At 66.5% G+C, this 19178-nt stretch carries 22 protein-coding genes and 1 tRNA gene; 11 read left to right on the top strand and 12 right to left on the bottom strand.

The window, feature by feature from the left end:
* Window positions 1–20: 20 nt before the first annotated feature.
* The gene (locus LE197_RS05360) at window positions 21–800 is read right to left on the bottom strand and encodes a PhzF family phenazine biosynthesis protein (RefSeq protein ID WP_003114424.1); all 780 of its coding nucleotides are present in this window, start codon (window positions 798–800) and stop codon (window positions 21–23) included.
* Window positions 801–886: 86 nt separating this feature from the next.
* Complete coding sequence (locus LE197_RS05355; protein ID WP_003114425.1) at window positions 887–1126, bottom strand: hypothetical protein; 240 nt, start codon at window positions 1124–1126, stop codon at window positions 887–889.
* 331 nt (window positions 1127–1457) lie between these two features.
* On the opposite strand from LE197_RS05355, the gene LE197_RS05350 reads away from it, so the two are divergent.
* The gene (locus LE197_RS05350) at window positions 1458–2483 is read left to right on the top strand and encodes a diguanylate cyclase (RefSeq protein ID WP_031633625.1); all 1026 of its coding nucleotides are present in this window, start codon (window positions 1458–1460) and stop codon (window positions 2481–2483) included.
* Window positions 2484–2489: 6 nt separating this feature from the next.
* Here LE197_RS05350 and LE197_RS05345 read toward each other — a convergent pair whose 3' ends face one another.
* Complete coding sequence (locus LE197_RS05345) at window positions 2490–2711, bottom strand: hypothetical protein (RefSeq protein ID WP_003114427.1); 222 nt, start codon at window positions 2709–2711, stop codon at window positions 2490–2492.
* 263 nt (window positions 2712–2974) lie between these two features.
* Between LE197_RS05345 and LE197_RS05340 the strand changes: the two genes are divergently transcribed.
* Window positions 2975–3145, top strand: coding sequence for a hypothetical protein (locus tag LE197_RS05340; protein ID WP_003099153.1), 171 nt, complete (start codon window positions 2975–2977; stop codon window positions 3143–3145).
* A 92-nt stretch (window positions 3146–3237) separates the two neighbouring features.
* Here the strand turns inward: LE197_RS05340 and LE197_RS05335 are convergent, their stop codons facing one another.
* The 4 genes from LE197_RS05335 to LE197_RS05320 all read right to left on the bottom strand — a co-directional run bounded on the left by LE197_RS05335 (window position 3238) and on the right by LE197_RS05320 (window position 5255).
* Window positions 3238–3759, bottom strand: coding sequence for a hypothetical protein (locus LE197_RS05335; protein WP_003122551.1), 522 nt, complete (start codon window positions 3757–3759; stop codon window positions 3238–3240).
* Between the two features lie 198 nt (window positions 3760–3957).
* Window positions 3958–4545 carry a type IV secretion system toxin Tse4 gene (gene tse4, locus LE197_RS05330; protein ID WP_003099160.1) on the bottom strand — a complete coding sequence of 196 codons (588 nt, stop codon included), beginning with the start codon at window positions 4543–4545 and terminating at the stop codon, window positions 3958–3960.
* 4 nt (window positions 4546–4549) lie between these two features.
* Window positions 4550–4987, bottom strand: coding sequence for a type VI secretion system immunity protein Tsi4 (tsi4, locus tag LE197_RS05325; RefSeq protein ID WP_003099162.1), 438 nt, complete (start codon window positions 4985–4987; stop codon window positions 4550–4552).
* 191 nt (window positions 4988–5178) lie between these two features.
* Window positions 5179–5255, bottom strand: a tRNA-Val gene (locus LE197_RS05320).
* A 183-nt stretch (window positions 5256–5438) separates the two neighbouring features.
* Here LE197_RS05320 and LE197_RS05315 point away from each other — a divergent pair.
* Window positions 5439–6722 carry an NAD(P)/FAD-dependent oxidoreductase gene (locus tag LE197_RS05315; protein ID WP_003114430.1) on the top strand — a complete coding sequence of 428 codons (1284 nt, stop codon included), beginning with the start codon at window positions 5439–5441 and terminating at the stop codon, window positions 6720–6722.
* A 50-nt stretch (window positions 6723–6772) separates the two neighbouring features.
* On the opposite strand, the gene LE197_RS05310 is transcribed toward LE197_RS05315, so the two are convergent.
* The 3 genes from LE197_RS05310 to LE197_RS05300 all read right to left on the bottom strand — a co-directional run bounded on the left by LE197_RS05310 (window position 6773) and on the right by LE197_RS05300 (window position 9171).
* On the bottom strand, window positions 6773–7729 hold the full coding sequence (locus LE197_RS05310) for a formate/nitrite transporter family protein (RefSeq protein ID WP_003107204.1): 957 nt from the start codon (window positions 7727–7729) through the stop codon (window positions 6773–6775).
* Between the two features lie 81 nt (window positions 7730–7810).
* Complete coding sequence (locus LE197_RS05305; RefSeq protein WP_003107207.1) at window positions 7811–8740, bottom strand: PA2778 family cysteine peptidase; 930 nt, start codon at window positions 8738–8740, stop codon at window positions 7811–7813.
* Between the two features lie 32 nt (window positions 8741–8772).
* Complete coding sequence (locus LE197_RS05300) at window positions 8773–9171, bottom strand: PA2779 family protein (protein WP_003090843.1); 399 nt, start codon at window positions 9169–9171, stop codon at window positions 8773–8775.
* 470 nt (window positions 9172–9641) lie between these two features.
* On the opposite strand from LE197_RS05300, the gene LE197_RS05295 reads away from it, so the two are divergent.
* A complete protein-coding gene (locus LE197_RS05295) occupies window positions 9642–9923 on the top strand; it encodes a hypothetical protein (RefSeq protein WP_003107213.1) in 282 nt (93 codons plus the stop codon).
* Window positions 9924–9976: 53 nt separating this feature from the next.
* Here LE197_RS05295 and LE197_RS37045 read toward each other — a convergent pair whose 3' ends face one another.
* Window positions 9977–10585, bottom strand: a complete 609-nt coding sequence (locus LE197_RS37045) for an NAD(P)H-dependent oxidoreductase (RefSeq protein ID WP_071534012.1) — start codon at window positions 10583–10585, stop codon at window positions 9977–9979.
* Window positions 10586–10739: 154 nt separating this feature from the next.
* On the opposite strand from LE197_RS37045, the gene bamI reads away from it, so the two are divergent.
* From bamI to LE197_RS05260, 6 genes are all read left to right on the top strand, one after another.
* Window positions 10740–11399, top strand: coding sequence for a biofilm-associated metzincin protease inhibitor BamI (gene bamI / locus LE197_RS05285; RefSeq protein WP_003124476.1), 660 nt, complete (start codon window positions 10740–10742; stop codon window positions 11397–11399).
* A gap of 77 nt (window positions 11400–11476) precedes the next feature.
* Window positions 11477–13276 (top strand): metalloendopeptidase Mep72, encoded by a 1800-nt coding sequence (gene mep72, locus LE197_RS05280; protein ID WP_196752261.1) that lies wholly within the window; start codon window positions 11477–11479, stop codon window positions 13274–13276.
* Between the two features lie 170 nt (window positions 13277–13446).
* Window positions 13447–14004, top strand: coding sequence for a DUF2975 domain-containing protein (locus LE197_RS05275; RefSeq protein WP_003090849.1), 558 nt, complete (start codon window positions 13447–13449; stop codon window positions 14002–14004).
* Window positions 14005–14012: 8 nt separating this feature from the next.
* Window positions 14013–14231: a helix-turn-helix domain-containing protein gene (locus tag LE197_RS05270; RefSeq protein ID WP_003104033.1), complete on the top strand. Its 219-nt coding sequence runs from the start codon at window positions 14013–14015 to the stop codon at window positions 14229–14231.
* 114 nt (window positions 14232–14345) lie between these two features.
* Window positions 14346–14813 (top strand): GAF domain-containing protein, encoded by a 468-nt coding sequence (locus LE197_RS05265; protein WP_012613938.1) that lies wholly within the window; start codon window positions 14346–14348, stop codon window positions 14811–14813.
* A 66-nt stretch (window positions 14814–14879) separates the two neighbouring features.
* Complete coding sequence (locus LE197_RS05260) at window positions 14880–16118, top strand: M20/M25/M40 family metallo-hydrolase (protein ID WP_016253305.1); 1239 nt, start codon at window positions 14880–14882, stop codon at window positions 16116–16118.
* Between the two features lie 21 nt (window positions 16119–16139).
* Here LE197_RS05260 and mcpN read toward each other — a convergent pair whose 3' ends face one another.
* Window positions 16140–17735 carry a nitrate chemoreceptor McpN gene (mcpN, locus tag LE197_RS05255; RefSeq protein ID WP_003116585.1) on the bottom strand — a complete coding sequence of 532 codons (1596 nt, stop codon included), beginning with the start codon at window positions 17733–17735 and terminating at the stop codon, window positions 16140–16142.
* A 243-nt stretch (window positions 17736–17978) separates the two neighbouring features.
* Between mcpN and LE197_RS05250 the strand changes: the two genes are divergently transcribed.
* The gene (locus tag LE197_RS05250; RefSeq protein WP_003124474.1) at window positions 17979–19058 is read left to right on the top strand and encodes a hypothetical protein; all 1080 of its coding nucleotides are present in this window, start codon (window positions 17979–17981) and stop codon (window positions 19056–19058) included.
* Window positions 19059–19178 lie beyond the last annotated feature (120 nt).

The raw sequence follows: 19178 nt of genomic DNA, 5'->3' as shown, positions 1-19178 counted from the left end.
GTCGTACTCCTGCTTCGGGATCAGAGATGGAGCGTACCGCTCATGTACAACGCCGCCTTGCCGGAGATGACCACCCGCTCGCCGCGCACGTCGCATTCCAGGCGCCCCTTGCGCGCCCCGCCCTGCTCGGCGCTCAGCCGGGTCTTGCCCAGGCGCTGCGCCCAGTACGGCGCCAGGGAGGTATGCGCGGAACCGGTCACCGGGTCTTCGTTGACGCCGACGTTGGGCCCGAACCAGCGCGAGACGAAATCGAAGCGCTGGCTGCGCGCGGTCACCGCCACCCCGCGGCACGGCAAGCCCTTCAGCCGGGCGAAGTCAGGCGCCAGGGCGGCGATCGTCTTTTCGTCGTCGACCACCACGAGGTAATCGTCGGTCTTCAGCACTTCCGCCTCGGCAATACCCAGCGCCTCCAGCAGTCCGTCCGGTGTCGCGCAAGGCTCCGGACGCTTGGCCGGGAAGTCCATCGCCAGCGAGTCGCCCTCGCGCCGCACGCTCAGCTCACCGCTACGGGTAGCGAAACGCAGTACCGGGGAAGCGTCGTCGAGCTTGTGGATCAGTACCCAGGCCGTCGCCAGGGTCGCATGGCCGCACAGGTCCACCTCGACCTGCGGCGTGAACCAGCGCAATCGATAGTCGCCGTCGCGGCCGACGACAAAGGCGGTTTCCGAAAGATTGTTCTCTTCCGCGATGGCCTGCAGGCGCTCGTCGTCCAGCCAGGCATCGAGGGGGCAGACCGCCGCCGGATTGCCCTGGAAGGGACTGTCGGCGAATGCGTCTACCTGGAAGATCGTCAGTTCCATGTTCCGGACTCCTGTGTCGATGGGCTGCGCACCTTAGCAGCCGGACCGAGACCAGGACAATGCCGCGCCCCGCGCAGGCGCCTCGCTCAGATCTGACGGATATCCAGCAGCGCCCAGACCTGGTAACCCTGGCGCTTGGCTTCCTTCTCCGCTTCCAGTTGCGCGGTGACCTTGCTGATGGAGCGCGAGCGATGTTCGAAACGCAGCGGCAATCCCGCCCCGCCCTTGCGCACGCTCAGTTCGACGATGGTGTAGCGGACCGGCTGGCTGGCCTCGGTCCGGACCTTTTTCGGTCGCGTTTCGGCAAGGCCCAGCGCCTTGCGCATCTGTTCTTCAGAGTAGATTTCCTGCACGCATTCACCCAGATTGAATAAAACCCGCAAATCCTATTGGTTCGCGACCCCACTTGCCAGGATAGTCGGCGAAGCGGGTCACACATCGACGCGAAAATCGCGCCTACCAGATCCGGCAGCTTCATCGAAACCGCCGCCGACATAAGCTGTGGGCGCTGTACATCCCTGGATCCTTTCCCGGCCTGCTCCACGCGGCCGGGATTTTTTTTGCCCTCTTCACCCTTGCGCCGACTGCGGACGCCAGGCTGGCCTTCAGCCTGTCCGGCAGCTATACCGAAAGTCTCCACCGTGATCAGGATCCAGTATGCTCGCCTGCCCCCTCCCTCCCGACGAAGCCCTGCGCCAGCAGGCCCTGGACGACATGGCGCTGGTCGACACCCCCGCCGAACACTACCTGGACGCCCTGGTGGAACTGGCGCGGGAAACCTTCGGGGTGAAGACCGTGCTGATCAGTCTGATCGACCACGACCGCCAATGGTTCAAGGCCCGTATCGGCCTGGATGCCGAACAGACGCCGCGCGACCTGTCCTTCTGCGGCCACGCCATCCTGGCCAGCGAACCGCTGATGGTGACGGACGCCTCCAGGGATCCGCGTTTTCACGACAATCCGCTGGTCACCGGGCCGCCCTTCATCCGCTTCTACGCCGGCGAGCCCCTGCACGCCAGCAATGGCCAGGCCATCGGCACACTCTGCCTGATCGACCCGAGCCCGCGGCTTCTGGATCTCCGGGAAGGACGCCAGCTCAATCGACTGTCGATCCTGGCCGAAGGATATCTCCAGCTACGCAGCCTCACCGAGCACACCCGCCTCCTGCGCCAGGAGATCGACCGGGAGCAGCGCAAGTCACTGCTCGACCCCCTCACCCAATTGTGGAACCGGGCCGGCTTCCACGCGCTGCACCAGCATGAACTGGAGTTGGCGCGGGCCAGCGACCAGCGCATCGGCATCATCTACAGCGATATCGACCATTTCAAACGTATCAACGACACCCTGGGGCACCGGGCCGGCGACAGCGTCCTCCGCGAGGCGGCTTCGCGACTGCGCGCGGCGCTGCGGCCGGAAGATCTCCTGGCGCGTTTCGGCGGCGAGGAGTTCGTGGCGATGGTCCGGGTCTGCGAGACCACGGAACTGACCATGATCGCCAATCGCATCCGCGAACTGATGGAAGCGACCCCGATCGACTGTGCCGGCACGTCCGTGCCGGTGACCATCAGTGCCGGCTGTACCCTGGCCGGCAGCGGCGAAGAACCGGAACGGGCACTCGCCCGGGCGGATGCCGCGCTGTACGACGCCAAGCGTGCCGGACGCAACCGGGTGGTCAGCGTCTGACCAGGGCTAGTCCTCCAGCCCTGCGCAATCGGCGCAGATAGAGAAACCCTCGCTATCGACTGGCACCTGGACCGCGTCGCAATATTCGCAGGAACGTCGCCTGCCGGTTCCGCAGGCATCGGGCTCGTCGAGCGCGCCGAACGTATCTTCGTCACGCTCGTCCTCGAGGTAATCGTTATCCAGCAGGTGATCGTGTTCGGGTTCGTGAATATCGTCTTCGTCGCTCATCTTCGACTGCCTGCCGGCTGCGTGAGGCGGTCTTATAAAGGCAGCGACAGCGCCCGTCAACGGCTCAACCCAGGTACAGACGCAGTTGCAGCCGGATTCGCTCCGGCTCGCCGTCGATCGGCGCAGGGCGACTGTCGAATCGCTGGGCGCCCTGGACCATGTAGAACGCTTAGGCATGCAAATCGGCTCCTCCCCCTGCCTCATTGCACTAGAATCGCCCGGCGCAGCGCCTGCGCCCTCAAGCCTCTTTCGTAGAAAACACCATGAGCAAACTGCAACATATCGGCCTGTTCCTGTTCGTTCTTCTTTCCGCCGGCCTGGCGCTCGGCTACCGAGTCGACTGCCCGGACGGCAGCCATGTCGAGACCTACCTGCTTCGCGGCCTGGGCGCGCGCCTCCTCGGCAACGATCTCTGCGAGCAGGCAGCGCCCTGACGCCGGGCGTTCCCGGATCCGACGGCGCCCGCCTATCGAGCCGGCAAGCCTCCGCCAACGCCAAGCCTTGCCGAAGCGATGGGCCACCAGCGCTAACCGGCCAGTTGCAACCAGAGCGAAAACACGCCCAGCGCACACCAGAAGCCGGCGAACAGGAACGGCACGCGTCGCGAGAACAGCAAGGTTTTCTCGAAGCTGCCGCGGTTGACCTCGCGTTCGCTGAACAATGGCGAATCATCGTAGGCCAGGCCGATCTCCGGATCGCTGTGCAACAGGCAGGACTGCTTGAACTGCCAGTGGCAGATGATCTCCGAGGATGCCTGGATGCCCGGCCAGGCATGCAGGGAATTGACGATCCCGAGCAGTGCCAGGAGCGCCGGCACCACCAGGGTGAACAGCTCGCCCCAGGCCGGGTTCAGGTTGGCCATCGACGAGGCATAGGCGATGACGAGGAACGACTGCGCCGTCAGGTAGGCGTTGGTCCGACTGGATAGCTGGCCCGTCTCGTAGTGGATTTCCCGCCGGTAGAAGTCCAGCCGCTCCTTGGGTGAACAGAAGATCCGGACATCGGATTCTTGCGACAACGGCCCTCCGGGCATGATCAACCTGGACACAAGCACGACACCTCGAACGAGTGGATGGGCTTGTTTGGAAAGAACCGATCCACGCCGGTTCGGAATCTCCGACGACCGTTCCCCGCGCCGGTAACGATTTCCGCCACCGCCCCGCTGGCCATGGAACTCAACGGAGCCCTGGCCGCCGCACGCCTGCGCAAGGTAAAAAGGGCGATCCTCCCGGATCGCCCTCCTGCATCAGAACAACGCCCCCAGGTAAGCCGCCGCGCCGCCGCCGAACTGTGCACCGACGTTGACCCCGGCCATCAACAGGGCGCCACGGGACGATTGCAGTAATTGCCGCGACATGCTGGCGCCCAGCGCGGCGGTCAATGGCGAGGCGCTCGCCAGCGCCACCGCCGCCAGCAGCTTGGGATCGAGGCCGAAGAGAATCGCCGTGCCCGAACCGCCGGCGATGACTCCCGCGCCGAGTTCGACGTACATGCAGGGCCCGGTGAAGTCGCCGCGGGACAGGTCGCGCCCCACCAGGCCGTCCGCGACCAAGACGGTTCCGGTGCTCGGCAACGCCTCCAGCGCACCGGCCCCGCCAACGCTCTTGCCCTTGACATTGAGGTTGACCTTGCCGAAGCGCGGCAGGCGCATGCCCAGTCCGATCCCGCCGCCCACCCCGCCATAGCGGAAGGACACGTTCTCACCCTCCGGCGAGAGCAACGTGATGGAGCCGCCGCTACCCGCCAGGAAGGCCACGGTCATGCCTCCGCCACTGGCCGTCACGTAGCGCCAGCGACTCTCGTTGAGGGGCAAGGGAATGGGAAGTTGCGACATGACTTCAATGTCCTTTTGAGGTCGGTTGGGAAGAACGCAGGCCCAGCAATCCCCTGAACCCGACAATACCGAAGAGTGCGCCGAAGCCGCAGAGGAAAGCGCTGGTTCCCCAGAGCGCGCCGGCATCGTCGACTATCGCGCTGGCCGCCGGCCGCCCAGCCTCGTAGAGGACGCGAACCGGCTCGCCCACCTGGTAGCCGAAGATGAAGCCGCCCTGGGGATAGGAAATCCGCTCGCCGGAAACGCTGGTGAAATCGATCTGCGGATGCGAACCGCCGGCATTCAAGGCGCTGACCGTCCCCTGGGCTTCCTGCGCAGTACGCAGGAAATGGTACCGCTCGACGGTCTTGAAACCGCCGGCGAGCAGGAGACCGAGTCCGAGCAGGGAAAAAAGGGAAGCGTGAAGAAGTCCGCCGATACGCGAACCGGAAGAGGTCGTCATGAGCCTTGTCGCCTGAATCATCCGTGAAGGCGCTAGGGTCGGAAAAGACCGCCCCCGCTGTCAATAGCGGCTATGCGATGAAGCGCGAGCCCAGGCGAGCACGGGCCGAGCGGCCTTTTTCGGGGCGCAAACGAAAAAAGGCGACCCTTTCGGATCGCCTTTCTTGCCCCGCCAGCAGCGCGGGATTTGTTTGGTAGGCACGATTGGATTCGAACCAACGACCCCCACCATGTCAAGGTGGTGCTCTAACCAACTGAGCTACGTGCCTGCTGATGGCGCGCATTCTACAGACCCCAAAAACACCGTCAAGCTTTTTTTTCGCTAACTCTCTGAAAAAGTGGAATTTTTATTTTCAGGGGGTCCGTTGAAAATTTTGCACGGAGGCTAGCCGGCCGATTTCGACTCGGGTAGCATCCGGGCATCCGTAAAAAATAAAAAACAGAGGTGCAAGATGCCGCACACCCCCTACCCCTCCTCCTATTACGCCGCGTCGGCCAATCCCGCGCCGCCCCGCCCGGAACTCCAGGGCGAGGTCGAAACCGACGTCTGCGTGATCGGTGCCGGCTATACCGGCCTCTCCACCGCCCTGTTCCTGTTGGAGAATGGTTTCAAGGTCACCGTACTGGAAGCCGCCAAGGTCGGCTTCGGCGCTTCCGGGCGCAACGGCGGCCAGATCGTCAACAGCTACAGCCGCGACATCGACGTGATCGAGCGCACCGTCGGCAAGCGCGAAGCGCAGTTGCTCGGCGAGATGGCCTTCGAAGGCGGGCGCATCATCCGCGAGCGCGTGGCCCGCTACGGTATCCAATGCGACCTGAAGGACGGCGGGGTGTTCGCCGCCTTCACCGAGAAGCAGATGGATCACCTGCGCGCGCAGAAACAGTTGTGGGAACGCTACGGCCACAACCAGTTGGAGATCATGGACGCCAAGCGCATCCGCGAGGTGGTGGCGACCGACAACTATATAGGTGGCATGCTTGACATGAGCGGCGGCCACATCCATCCGCTGAACCTCGCCCTCGGCGAAGCGGCGGCGGTGGAGTCGCTCGGCGGCAGAATCTACGAGCAGAGCCCGGCGACCCGCATCGAGCGCGGCGCCAGCCCGGTGGTGCATACCCCGCAAGGCAAGGTGAAGGCGAAGTTCATCGTGGTCGCCGGTAACGCCTACCTCAACGGCCTGGTCCCGGAACTGGCGGCCAAGTCGATGCCCTGCGGCACCCAGGTGATCACCACCGAGCCGCTGAACGAGGAACTGGCCCACAGCCTGCTGCCGCAGGACTACTGCGTGGAAGACTGCAATTACCTGCTCGACTACTATCGCCTCTCCGGCGACAAGCGCCTGATCTATGGTGGCGGCGTGATCTATGGCGCTCGCGATCCGGCGGACATCGAGGCGATCATCCGGCCGAAGATGCTCAAGACCTTCCCGCAACTGAAGGACGTGAAGATCGACTTCGCCTGGACCGGCAACTTCCTGCTGACCCTCTCGCGCCTGCCCCAGGTCGGCCGCATCGGCGACAACATCTACTATTCCCAGGGTTGCAGCGGCCACGGCGTGACCTACACCCACGTCGCCGGCAAGGTCCTGGCCGAAGCCCTGCGCGGCCAGGCCGAGCGCTTCGACGCTTTCGCCGGCCTGCCGCACTACCCCTTCCCCGGCGGCAAGCTGTTCCGCGTACCGTTCACCGCCATCGGCGCCTGGTACTACAGCCTGCGCGACAAGCTCGGGGTCTAGTCCGCGTCGACAGAACGGCACCCCGGGGTGCCGTTTTTTCCATCCGCTCCTCAACCTTCGCTACGGATCTGCGCATGACTGATCAGGGCGAAGATCAGGCTACCGCCGACGATGTTGCCGCCCAGGGTAGGCAGGGCGAACTTCAGCAGGAACTCGGTCCAGCCGATTTCCCCGGCGAACGCCAGGTAGCCTACCTCCGCCGAGCCCACCACGATGTGGGTGAAGCTGCCCAGCGCCATCAGGTAGGTGACCATCGCGATGATCCAGATCTTCGCGCCCTCCGCCGCCGGGATCAGCCAGACCATGGTGGCGATCATCCAGCCGGAAACGATGCCCTTGGCGAACATTTGCGCCAGGTCGTTGTGCATCACCTCGCGGCCGATCTCAAGGAACGCCGCGTCGGCCGCTTCATTGAATATCGGCAGATGCAGCACCGCCCAGGCGAACAGCAGCGTACCGACGATATTGCCGAACAGCACCACGCTCCAGAGACGCAACAGTTGCCAGGCCTTTTCCAGGGTCGGCTCGGTCATCACCGGCAACACGGCGGTCAGGGTGTTTTCGGTGAACAGTTGCTGGCGGGCGAGGATCACTGCCAGGAAGCCCATGGGATAGCCGAAGCTGCTGACGATGATCGCCCACTCCTGCTCGGGCAAGGCAGCGCGGAACAGGCCCATGCCCATCAACGAGAGGCCGATGGTCAGCCCCGCGGCCACCGCCGACCACCAGAGTGCCGCCAGCGTGCGCTGCAACTCGTGTTCGCCCTGGACGCGAATCACCTCGTGCAGGACAGCGGCGCGCGGTGGCTGCTTGTCGTCAATCTCCCGCCGCTCGTTGGCGGTCAGCGCCGTGGCCGAACGTCCGTCGGCCGGTTTCTCTTTCCGCTCCTCGCCGCGCGCACGCGGCTTGCGCGTGCCCTCCGCCGCATGCCCCTGGCGCTTGCCCGCCGCACCGCCCTTGGCCGGTTGCCGGGGGGTGGGGGGCGAAGTCCGCTTGTCGTTGGCCATGTTCTGCACCTGAGTGGGGTCCTCCCAGGTATAGAGCCGTCTCGCTGGAACGGGGTTCCGACAACCTTCGGCTCGGCCGCCTCAGCGGGGCGGGGCGCCAACGGGACAGGCCGGCAGCTCGGCGCACCGAGCCACGGGTGCGACGGCCTGCGGCAAGGCAGCAGCGAAGCGGGCTTCCCCAGGCTGCAATGCCCGCGCGCAGGCCTGCGCCTGGCGCGCCGGCGCCGCGCAACCGCGTTCCGCCAGCAACTGGGACAGGTTGAACCAACCCGCGGCGAAATCCACGCGACGCTCGACGCTGGTGAGCATGGCCTGTTCGGCAGCGGCGGAATCGCCTGCGGCGTAGCGACTGTTGCCCAGGGCAAACCAGGCGAAGGCGTCCTCAGGCCAGCGTCGCACGGCTTCTTCGTAGGCGCGCCGGGCAACCTTGGGGTGGCCGGTTTCCTCGCTGTCACTGGCGGCCTTGAGCCACGGGACCGCTGCTGCCGTGGCCGGCAGGCGGTCACCCGGCAGGGTCAGCACCGCCCAGCGCCCCGAACGCTTCCAGGTCGACTCGAAGCTGGTGAAGTCGGTAACCCAGCGCCGGGTGATGCCCGAGCGCAGCACCAGTTCGCGGCGCTCCCGATCGAAACCGACCACCACCGCGAAGTGCCAGCGCGGCCACCAGGAGAAAGCCTGGTTCTGTAACACCAGCACCGGGTTGCCCGCCGCGACCTCCTCGAGCACGCTCTCCAGTCCGCCTTGCAGCGGATAGACCAGCATGCCGTGGCGGCGCGCCGCGGCGACCATCTCCAATTGCAGGCTGCCCTCGCGACCGGGAATGAACACCTCGTCCTTCAATTGCCCCGGCGTCAACGCCAGGCCGCGCTGGCCAAGCATCGTGGCCAGCGCGGCGGGACCGCACTGGTAGGCTTCCTGGGGGAAGAACGGCACTTCGCGCAGCTCCACCCGTGCGGGCAGCGCCGCGCTTTCCGGCGGCAGTCTCGGCGGCTGCGCGCAGCCGCCGAGCATTGCGGAGACCAGCAGTGCCCCTGCCAGCCGCCTCACCGATTGATGCATTTGATGAAGCTGAAGATATCCGTGGCGCAAAGCATGTCGGTGATGATGAAGATCACCAGGAACAACACGATGATGCCGATGATGCCGCCCGCCGGCGCCTGGTCCAGCTGCTGGTTGAACTGCGCCAGCTCGGCGTTGGTCAGGCTGTTGATGCGACTCGCCACCTGGTCGCGGGGCACGCCCATGGCCTCCAGCTTCTTCTGGACGCCCTGGTCGTCGAGCATCTTCAGCAGTTGCTGGCGATCGAGGTTGTGCTGTTGTTGCTGCATGACTTCCGCAGTACCGATCATCGCTGCCTGGGCGAGCGGAACCTCGGCGAAGGTGAGCAGGTGCAGCGCTGCCAGGACGGCAGCGACACGGCGGATGCTTGTTGTTGTTCTCATGGGAATGACCTCTGCGTGAAACCCGGCTATTAGTCCTGGAAGGCGAGGCTTGGTTCCGCAACGCCCACCTTTCCTGAGTATCGTCCCGATCGCCGTTTTCCGCCGCCTCGGCGCCGATGCCCGCCCCTCTGGCGAGACGACGACCCGCCGCCCCCAGGCGACGAAACGGCGTCCGCCTTTATGCAATTCGCATATACTCCGGCTCGCCGCGAGAAAACCGGAGCATGCGCGATCTCGGCGACATCGACGCATATCCCCGCCGCAGCCTCGTACACGGCGTCGAAACCGCGCGCCGCCCCGGACGACAGAGCCTCCGGCACGGCGAAAACTAAGGATTCCTGAGCTTCCATCTTGTCCAGATTTGCCCAACCTTGAGCGAGCGGGCCAACGGGACGGGAGTTGTATGGATGCTAGGTACCCGGCTAAAAGCCGCAAGAATCAGAGCGGGATACTCGCAGAAACAGTTGGGCATGCTGGTGGGAATGGACGAGTTTTCCGCCAGCGCACGGATGAACCAATACGAACGCGAACGGCACTCCCCCAACATGCGGACTTCCGAACAGCTGGCCATGGTCCTCCAGGTCCCCATGGCCTACCTCTATTGCCCCGAGGACGAGCTGGCCGAGCTCATCCTCAAGGTGTCCAGCCTGACACCCGAGTTCAAGAAAGAGCTGACGCGTTTCATCGAACAGTTGCTCGCGGCCCAGGGATCAACCAGCCGCCAGCCTGTACGCACAAGGAGTGAACTGTGAACAAAAGCTTGGATTCAGACTCGATAACCACCGCCATAATGGCCCTGCGTCGCCTACGCGACACGCACCCGGAGCAGTACCGGGAGCTGCTGCCGTTGTGCGCCTCGGGGCTGGTGGAGACCCTGGTCGGACAGAGCGACGGGGACGACCGCAGGAAGGCCGAGACGCAGAGCGAGACCATCGCCCGCTGGACCTGGCTGCAGTTGCTCGGCTGGGCCCAGAACAACAGCCTCAGCCAGCAGCAGATCGAAAGCCTCTACAGCATCGTCGAAGGCATCCGCAGTTGCCGGCCGCTGATGCAGGAGCGCGCCCGTCTCCTGCAACTGGCGCGAGGCTGAGGCCCCGGCGCGGCTAGAGGCCGTACCGGGTTGCCTGGAGATGAGCGAACATGCCACCGTCGGCCGGGATGTCGACACCCCATAGCCAGCGCCAGGCGTCAGCGAAGCCAGCTGGACGAACCAGGGCTTTGAGGTGGCATCGGCGAACTTCTTGAACTGCCAGGCCGGTCCGCCCATATAGGTGGGGCTGCCGTAGACGATGGCATCGGCTTCGACGAGCCGAGCAACTTCGTCCAGTTCTTCAAGCGCGAGGACGGCCAGGTGCGCCGAAGCCTTCCGCCGCGAACAGCATGGCGGCCGAACGCCAGCCTTGCCGCAGCGCACAGAGCGCACGTGACCTGGCGCCCGCAGCGCTCCGGCCTGATTCGCAGTTTCGTCACGCCGGCGCGCGGCCTGGCGCAAATGTGAACGGTTGCCGCCACGCTGGGAGAGGCTTCTTCCTAGACTCCGCGCCACGTTCACTCAGAGGAGAAACAACGTGGCCAAGACATGGATCTACGCAGCCTCGGCCGCCGCCATCGGCGGTGCGCTGATCGGCGGCTGGCTGCTCGACCCGGCTCCGCCCGAGGCATCGCCGCAGGCCCGCCAGTCCCCCGCCGCCCAGGCAGCCGCCGCCCCGACAGCGGCGCTCGCGGCGCCGGCGGCGGACGCTACCCGCATGCTCGCCCCGACCCCCGTCACGACGCCCGCGCCACGCGAGCGGGTGACGCTCTGGCAAGGCGAACTGCGCAGCCGCGAAGGCGCCCAGGGTATTCCCGAATACCTGGCGCAGGTCGAACCCGCCCTGCTCGACACGCTGGCGCTCGGCCAGGTGCTGGAAATGAGCCTGCCGGGTCGCGAGCGGCCCTTGCAGGCACGCCTCGCCAGCACCCATAACAGCGCCGGCCTGCCGGTCTGGCGCGGCGGCCTGGTGGACGGCGACGAGGCGGAAAGCCTGACCGTGGTGCGCGGCAGCCTGGAAACCCACATCAATGTCGCCACCCTCGACGGCAGCTACTCGATCATCGTCGACAACCGCAGCGGCAAGACCCGGGTGATCGACGAGAACGACATCGCCGCGCGTAGCGACCCGCACGGCGATCATGTCGACGCGCCGCTCGCCGAGCTGCCACCGATGCCGCCGCCCGCCCAGGGCTGAGCCCACCTTCCCAGCATGTTTCCCCAGCGGTGCCCTCGGGGCGCCATGGCTTCCTATTGTCCGAACACAGGCAACCCATGAAGAAATCCCTGCTCTGCTCCACCCTAGCCCTGGCGGTAGCCTCTGCCGCCCAGGCCGCGCCGAAGACCGTCGACATCATGGTCCTCTACACCCCCGCGGCGACCCAGACCGCAAATGGCCGCGACATCGATGCGCGGATCGCCAGCTGCATCGAGTTCGCCAACACCGCCTACGAGAAGAGCGGCGTCAACCTGCGCCTGCGTCTGGTGCACAAGCAGCGCCTGGACTGGGCCGACTACCCGACGGTGACCGGCGCCAACCTCGATCGCTTCATGCGCGACCCGCAGGTGCAGCGCCTGCGCGAGCAGTACGGCGCCGACCTGGTCAGCCTGGTCAACCGCTCGCAGAACAGCGGCAACGGCTACATCACCTGCGGCATCGGCTACATGGGCTCGGGCGATAAGAACAGCGGGCGCTTCCACGGCAACGCCAAGGACATTGCCTACAACCTCACCGGGGTCGACTGCGGGCTCAACACCTTCGCCCATGAAGCCGGCCACAACATGGGCCTGCGCCACTCCTACGAGCAGGACCTGGAGTCCAGCTACTACGATCCGCGCTACGCCCACAGCGGCACCTACGAATGGAGCCGAGGCTACGGCGTGCAGGGGCGCTTCGCCACCGTGATGGCCTACCCGCATGCCTTCGGCACCAACAAGCAGGCACCGTTCTTCGCCAACCCGCGCCTGGTCAACGCCGAATGCGCCAACCAGCCCTGCGGCCGCGAAGAACACGCCGACGCCGTACGCGCGCTGAACAGCATGGCCACGCAGATCGCCGACTTTCGCCCGACCAAGGTACCCGGCACGCTCAACCCGGGCTCCGGCGGCGACACGCCGACCCCGCCGGACCTGCCATGGTGCACGAAAGCCAAGCTCGGCGGCCTGCTCGGCGATGGCGAGTTCGCCAGCATGGAAGGCTGGCGCGCATGGTCCGGCAACGCCCAGCTGAGCCTGGTGAACGTCGCCAAGGGCTGCCGCGACAATGCCTTGCTGGTCGACGTGCGTGGCTTCGATCTGCTGGTCCGCCCCATTGCCCCCCTGCGCGCCGGCAGCGGCTACCGGCTGAGCGGCAAGGTCATGCTCAAGGCCGCCAATACCCGTGAAACCGTGCGCATGGCGCTGCTCAGCGAACGCGCCGATGGCGCCCTGGCCTACAACCCGGCGCAGAGCGTCGAACTGTCGGTCAGCGGCAACGAGTTCAGTCGCCTGGAGAAGACCTTCGACTACCGTCCCGCCGCCGACCAGCGCAACCTCTACGTGGCGGTCTGGAGCGACAGCGGCGCCAGCCTGCTGGTCGACGAGATGAACCTGCAGGAAGCCCAGGCCGCGCCGCCGAGCGTACCGCCGGCGCCGAAACGCATCGCCTACGACTTCGAGAGCGGCATCGGCGGCTGGAGCGGCGTGCATGCCAGCGCCCGCGCCACGCGCGTCGCCAGCGCCGGGCGGCTGGCCCTGGAAGCCTACCAGCGGCGCTACGCCGGCACCGGCGCGAGCACCAGCCTGCTGGGCAACCTGGAAGCAGGCCGGACCTACGCGTTCAGCGCGGACGTACGGGTCGGCGACGGTCGCGGCTCGCAGGCCATGACCTATGCCTACCTCTACCTGGAAAGCCAGGGTCGGCCCGGCGAATACCTGCCCCTGGGCTACAAGGTGGTCGAGAATGGCCGCTGGGCCAGCCTGCGCGGCCAGGTGCAATTGCCGAAGGGGCCGATCAAGCGTGCTGAACTGATGATCCTCAGCGGTAACCAGCAGGAGTCGATGTTCATCGACAACGTCCAGTTGCTGCAGAAGTAGGACGCTTCCCCTCCATGCCCCCGGCGGGCACGGGGGGGTTTTGCGGAGCGCTCCAGGCTGGATGCAGCGATCATGAAATTATCGTTTTACGATAATTTATTATTAAACTATGATCACTCCAATTTCCCTCGTTTCCGAGGGGCCTGCCCACCTTCCCAGGAGTACCCCCGATGACAAGCGACCGCCTGGCCGGCTACAGCCGCCTGATGGCTACCCTGACCCTGCTGTTGATCGCCGGCATGCTGCTGCTCAACGCCGCGTGCTGGATCTTCCCCGACCTCGCCAGCGAGCACGGCCTCGGCTTCGCCCTCACCGCCACCGGTGTCGCCGGCGACCTCGGCGTTGTGGCGCGGGACATGCCGCTCTGGCAGGCCCTCGGCGGCATCCTCCTGTCGAGCCTGCCGCTGCTGGTCCTGGCCAGTGGACTGCAGGCGCTGCGAAGGCTGTTCCAGCACTACGGGCGCGGCGAGTATTTCTGCGAAGACGCCGCGGCGCTGCTCGGCAAGGTCGGCCTGTGCCTGGCTTGCTGGGTGCTGGCGAACTTCCTGCTGGAACCGCTGCTGACGGTCTGGGTCACCTTCCTCCAACCCCAGGGGCAACGCATCGTCAGTCTCAGCTTCGGTTCGGCGGAACTGGTCAGCCTGTTCGCCGCCGCCTCGGTGATGGTGATCGCGCGCATCCAGCGCAAGGCCGCCCTGCTCGCCGAGGAAAACCGCCAGTTCGTCTGAGGTCCGCCATGCCCATCGAAATCAGGCTGGACGTCATGCTCGCCCTGCGCAAGGCCAGGTCCAAGGACCTGGCCCAGGCCATCGGTATCACCGAACAAAACCTGTCGCTGCTCAAGCAGGGCAAGGTAAAGGGCATTCGCCTCGCTACCCTGGAGGCCATCTGCGCCTACCTGGCGTGCCAGCCGGGAAACCTGCTGGAGTACCTGCCCGGTCCGACCGAGGAGTGACAGCCGGGCGCTTATGCGCTCGAGCGAGGGGGAGCGCACCAAAGGGTATTTAGGCCAAGCCCCCTTTCGCCGCTACAGTCGCGGTTCATCCACCAGACATGGGCGAGGCCGGGCATGGCGAAATCCTCCGAACGATTCGAATCCCTGCGCCGGGATATCGACGCACTGGCCCGCCGGCTCGACGTGCCGTCGGTGCTGATCATGCGTTCCCTGCCCCGGCACATGCGCGTCGAAGCCTCCGCCGGACGCCTGGAGGACACCTACCCGATCGGCGCCGAAGGCCGCAAGAGCGTCCATGAAGACGGCGCCAAACCCCTCTACTGCGAACGCGTGGTCGACCGCGACGCCCCGTTGCACGTGCGCGACTCGCGCCAGGAGTCGGAATGGGCCGGCAACGAGGATGAAGTCGAGTTCGGCCTGAGCAACTACCTTGGCTATCCGGTTCATGCGCCCGACGGCACCCCGTACGGCACCGTCTGCGTACTCGACAGCCGACCGCGCGACTATTCGGCCGAGGAACGGGCCCTGCTGGAAGAATTGCGGCGCAAGGTCGAGGCGCTGCTGGCGGAAACCGTCTCATGACCTAAGGTCAATCGGATACCGCGGCGCACAACCGCGCCGCCTCCGCCCACCAGACGAGGACCTTCCGTGCACGCCAGCCGCCTGCCCCGCCTCTTGCCGCTCGCCCTCGCCTTCCTGCTTTCGCCCCCCGCCTTCGCTGCCGACACGCCAGCCGCCGAGCTGCTGCGCCAGGCCGAAGCCGAACGCCCGGCCTACCTCGACACGCTCCGGCAACTGGTCGCGGTGGACAGCGGTACCGGCCAGGCCGAAGGCCTCGGCCAGTTGTCCGCGCTGCTCGCCGAACGCCTGCAGGCGCTCGGCGCGCAAGTCCGCAGCGCACCGGCGACGCCCTCGGCCGGCGCCAACCTGGTGGCCACCCTCGATGGCACCGGCAGCAAGCGCTTCCTGCTGATGATTCACTACGACACCGTGTTCGCCGCCGGCAGCGCGGCGAAGCGTCCGTTCCGCGAGGACGCGGAGCGCGCCTACGGACCCGGCGTGGCCGACGCCAAGGGCGGCGTGGCGATGGTGCTGCATGCCCTGGCGCTGCTCAGGCAGCAAGGCTTCAGGGACTACGGACGGATCACCGTGCTGTTCAATCCCGACGAAGAGACCGGCTCCGCCGGCTCGAAGCAACTGATCGCCGAGCTGGCCCGGCAGCAGGACTACGTCTTCTCCTACGAGCCGCCGGACCGGGACGCAGTGACGGTAGCCACCAATGGCATCGACGGCCTGCTGCTCGAGGTGAAGGGTCGCTCGTCCCATGCCGGCTCGGCACCCGAGCAAGGCCGCAACGCCATTCTCGAACTGTCGCACCAGTTGCTGCGTCTCAAGGACCTCGGCGATCCGGCGAAAGGCACCACGCTGAACTGGACCCTCGCCAGGGGCGGCGAGAAGCGCAACATCATTCCCGCCGAGGCTTCGGCGGAAGCCGACATGCGCTACTCGGACCCGGCCGAGAGCGAGCGGGTACTGGCCGACGCCCGGAAGCTGACCGGCGAACGCCTGGTCGCCGATACCGAAGTCAGTCTGCGTCTCGACAAGGGTCGTCCGCCTCTGGTGAAGAACCCCGCCTCGCAGCGCCTGGCGGAAACCGCGCAGACGCTCTACGGTCGAGTCGGCAAGCGCATCGAGCCGATCGCCATGCGCTTCGGCACGGACGCCGGCTACGCCTACGTGCCCGGCAGCGACAAACCGGCGGTGCTGGAAACCCTCGGCGTGGTCGGCGCCGGCCTGCACAGCGAGGCGGAATACCTCGAACTATCCAGCATCGCCCCCCGCCTGTACCTGACGGTGGCGCTGATCCGCGAGCTGTCCGCCGACTAGCGCCGACGCCCGCAGCCAGCCTCAGGTACGGAAGCGACCGAGCACCACGCGCAAGCCAGCCATGTGCTCCTTGACCCTCTGGTTGGCCGAAAGTACTGCGGCGGTCCCTTCGTGGGCCTGCTCGGAGAGTCCGGAGACGTTGGTGATGTTGCGGTCGATGTCCTGGGCCACCTGGCTCTGTTCCTCAGCGGCGGTCGCGATCTGCTGGTTGAGGCCGTCCAGTTCTTCCACCGTGGCGACGATGCGCCCCAGCGCCTGGGCCGCGCTGTCGGCCTCGACGAGGTTGCTCTGGGCATGGCTGGCGCTACCGCGCATGGCGGCGACCGCATCGTTGGCGCCGTCCTGCAACTGCTCGATCAACCCCTGGATCTCCTGGGTCGACTGCTGGGTACGGTTGGCCAGCGAACGCACTTCGTCCGCCACCACGGCGAAGCCGCGCCCGGCCTCCCCGGCCCGCGCCGCCTCGATGGCGGCATTGAGCGCCAGCAGGTTGGTCTGCTCGGCGATGCTGCTGATCACCGTAAGCACCTGGCCGACACTGCCGGCATGCTGGTGCAGGGTGTTCAGCGCCAGGGCGGTCTGTTCCAGTTCCTCCGCCAACGCACCGGTCTGGCTGCTGGCGTGCTCCACCAGACGCCGTCCCTCGTGGGCCAGGGCCGCGGCGTCACGCGTGGAGTGCGCCGCATGGTTGGCGTGGCGGGCGACCTCGGCCACGGTGGCGCTCATCTCGTTCATCGCGGTGGCCACCTGGTCCAGGTCCTGGTGCTGGCGCGCCACCTGGTCGCCGGCGCCGAGCGCCTGCTCCAGGGCCTCGGCCACGTCCTTGTCGGTCTCTGCCGCGCTGCGCTTGACGTTCGCCAGCAAACCGCTGACGTCCTGGCGCATCCGCTCGTAGCCAGCGACGATGCGGCCGATCTCGTTGTCCGCATGGCCCGCCGCCAGGGCATGGGTGAAGTTCGCCGCGCCGACCTCGGTCAGCGCCACTTCCAACCCACGCAACTGCCGCATCAGCGGCGCCAGGCCGAACTGCCGGCCGAGCACCACCAGCACCAGGATCGCCAACAGGCAACCGAAGGCGATCCACATCTGGGTGTGCTGGACACTGTCGGCGCGCGCGCTCATCAGCGAGACCAGGTTGTTCAGCTCGCCCAACAGCTCGGTGGAATACTGCGAGAAGCCGCGCAGATCGACCTGGCTGGCAGGCTGTGCCACCTGGTCGAGCATGGCCCGGTAGCGGCCCCAGATCTGCGCCACCTTCTGCCGCTGGGCGGCGATCTCCGGCGCGCCCATCCGGCTCACGTTGCGCTCGGCATTGCCCGTATCCAGGTCGGCGGCCGAGCGTTCGTACTGGGCGATGGTCGCGGCCAGGGCCTTTGGGTCGCCGGCGCCGAGTCGCAATTGCAGCGCCTCGCGGGCCATCTTCTGGCTGAGCATGCGCTGCGCGCCGGCCACGTTGATGGTTTCCGGCGAGATCGACATGCTCAGGTACAACGCCACCGAGGCGCAGGCGGCCAGGCCGAACATCAGTGCATAGGACAGCAGGAACTGGGCGTTCAGGGTCTTCAACCCGAGCCCCCGTAGAATCCGATCGAACACCCTGGCGACGCTTTCGTTCATTGGTTTTTCCCCACTGGACTACAGAAACCGATAACCACCCCATCGGCCCGTCGCGCCTGGGCTTGAATCGGCACTTCGCCGACTCCATCCCCGAGCGCCTCCCTCTCCAGGGCGTGGCCCCCGGCGGACAAGGCCTGAAGACAGTTTGCCGCTGCGGCATCGGGACGCGCCCTGTAAACTCTGGCAGGTACCCGGCACGCCGCGCCGGAGACGTCATGGAACCCAACCCGCAAGGACGCCCGCGTGATCCCCGTCGCCCCTCTTCCCCTGATCGTCCCGCTCATCTACCTGTCGTCGTTCGTCGCCGGCATCTGGCTGCTGATCTGGCTATCGCTCCTGGCCTTCAGCCCGCGCGCGCGCCAGCGCTTGCGCCGCCGCTGGCCGAGCCGCGGCCTGCTGATGCTGCTCCTGCTGATCCCGTTGGGACTGCGCGCCTGGCTGGAGATCGGTCTCTGGCAGTACGAGCGCGAACGTGCACGCGAGGAAGCCGCGCACAGCGCCGTGCTCGAGCGCCCTACCCGCCTCGGAGGCATCGAGATGCCTGCCGGCACCCGGCTGAAGCTGGAACTCAAGCACCAGCCGGAAAGCTTCCGAGAAGCCGAATTCCCCACCCCGGTGACGATCCGCGGCGTCGCCACCCGCCACCTGCAACGCTGGCTGCAGAGCGAGCAGGACAACCCGCAGGACCCATGGAAAACCACCGGCGTCCATCCCACTTCGCTGCGCCTGCGTGGCGAGGGAGTCGCCGAGATCGAAGGCTGGCGTTGCGACGCCAGCCAGGAAATCGCCTTCGCCAGCGAGCGCGACGGGCGTCCCGCCGCCTTCGAAGGCTGTAGCCTGGCGATCGGCAACCGCGCCGACGACATCGACTTCCCCGCCGGTGCGCGATTGTTCGCCAGCGATGGCATGGTCTACACCGACGGCTACCGCGACGCCGAGCGCTGGCGGGTAATGCCGGAAACCGGGCAACGGGTGTCGGTGCGCGGCATCGCGCTGAGCGGCGGCGCCCTGGCCTTCGACCGCGACCGCCGCCTGTACGGCCTCGGCGGTACGGTCCTCGCCGAGGCCTTGCAACTGGGCGCCTGGCACTACCCGGCAGGCACCGAGGTCAGCCTTTCACCCCGCGCCGCCTGGCGCGCGCAACATCCGCACGCCTGGCTGTTCAGTCCTACCCGCGAAGCCGCTTCGCATGCCTCCGGCGAGCGCCTGGAACACGGCGTCTCGCTGTTGCAGACGCTGGACGGCCAGGAACTTGAGCGCCTCGACAACCGCGCGGCAGGGGTCATCGACTTCATCGAACTGGAGATCGGCGACGAACGCTGAACCTGCGCCGCGCGGTTATCTGAGGCTCAGCCAGCAGCGCGGCGGGAAGGGCAATCAGGAAATGGACGAGGCGCATGGACCCTCCGTGGCCATCACTGCGGTATGGCTAGGCATTTTCCC

Source organism: Pseudomonas sp. PS1(2021) (assembly GCF_020405165.1).
Classification (GTDB): domain Bacteria; phylum Pseudomonadota; class Gammaproteobacteria; order Pseudomonadales; family Pseudomonadaceae; genus Pseudomonas; species Pseudomonas aeruginosa.
This window is presented reverse-complemented; position numbering and strand designations above follow the sequence as displayed.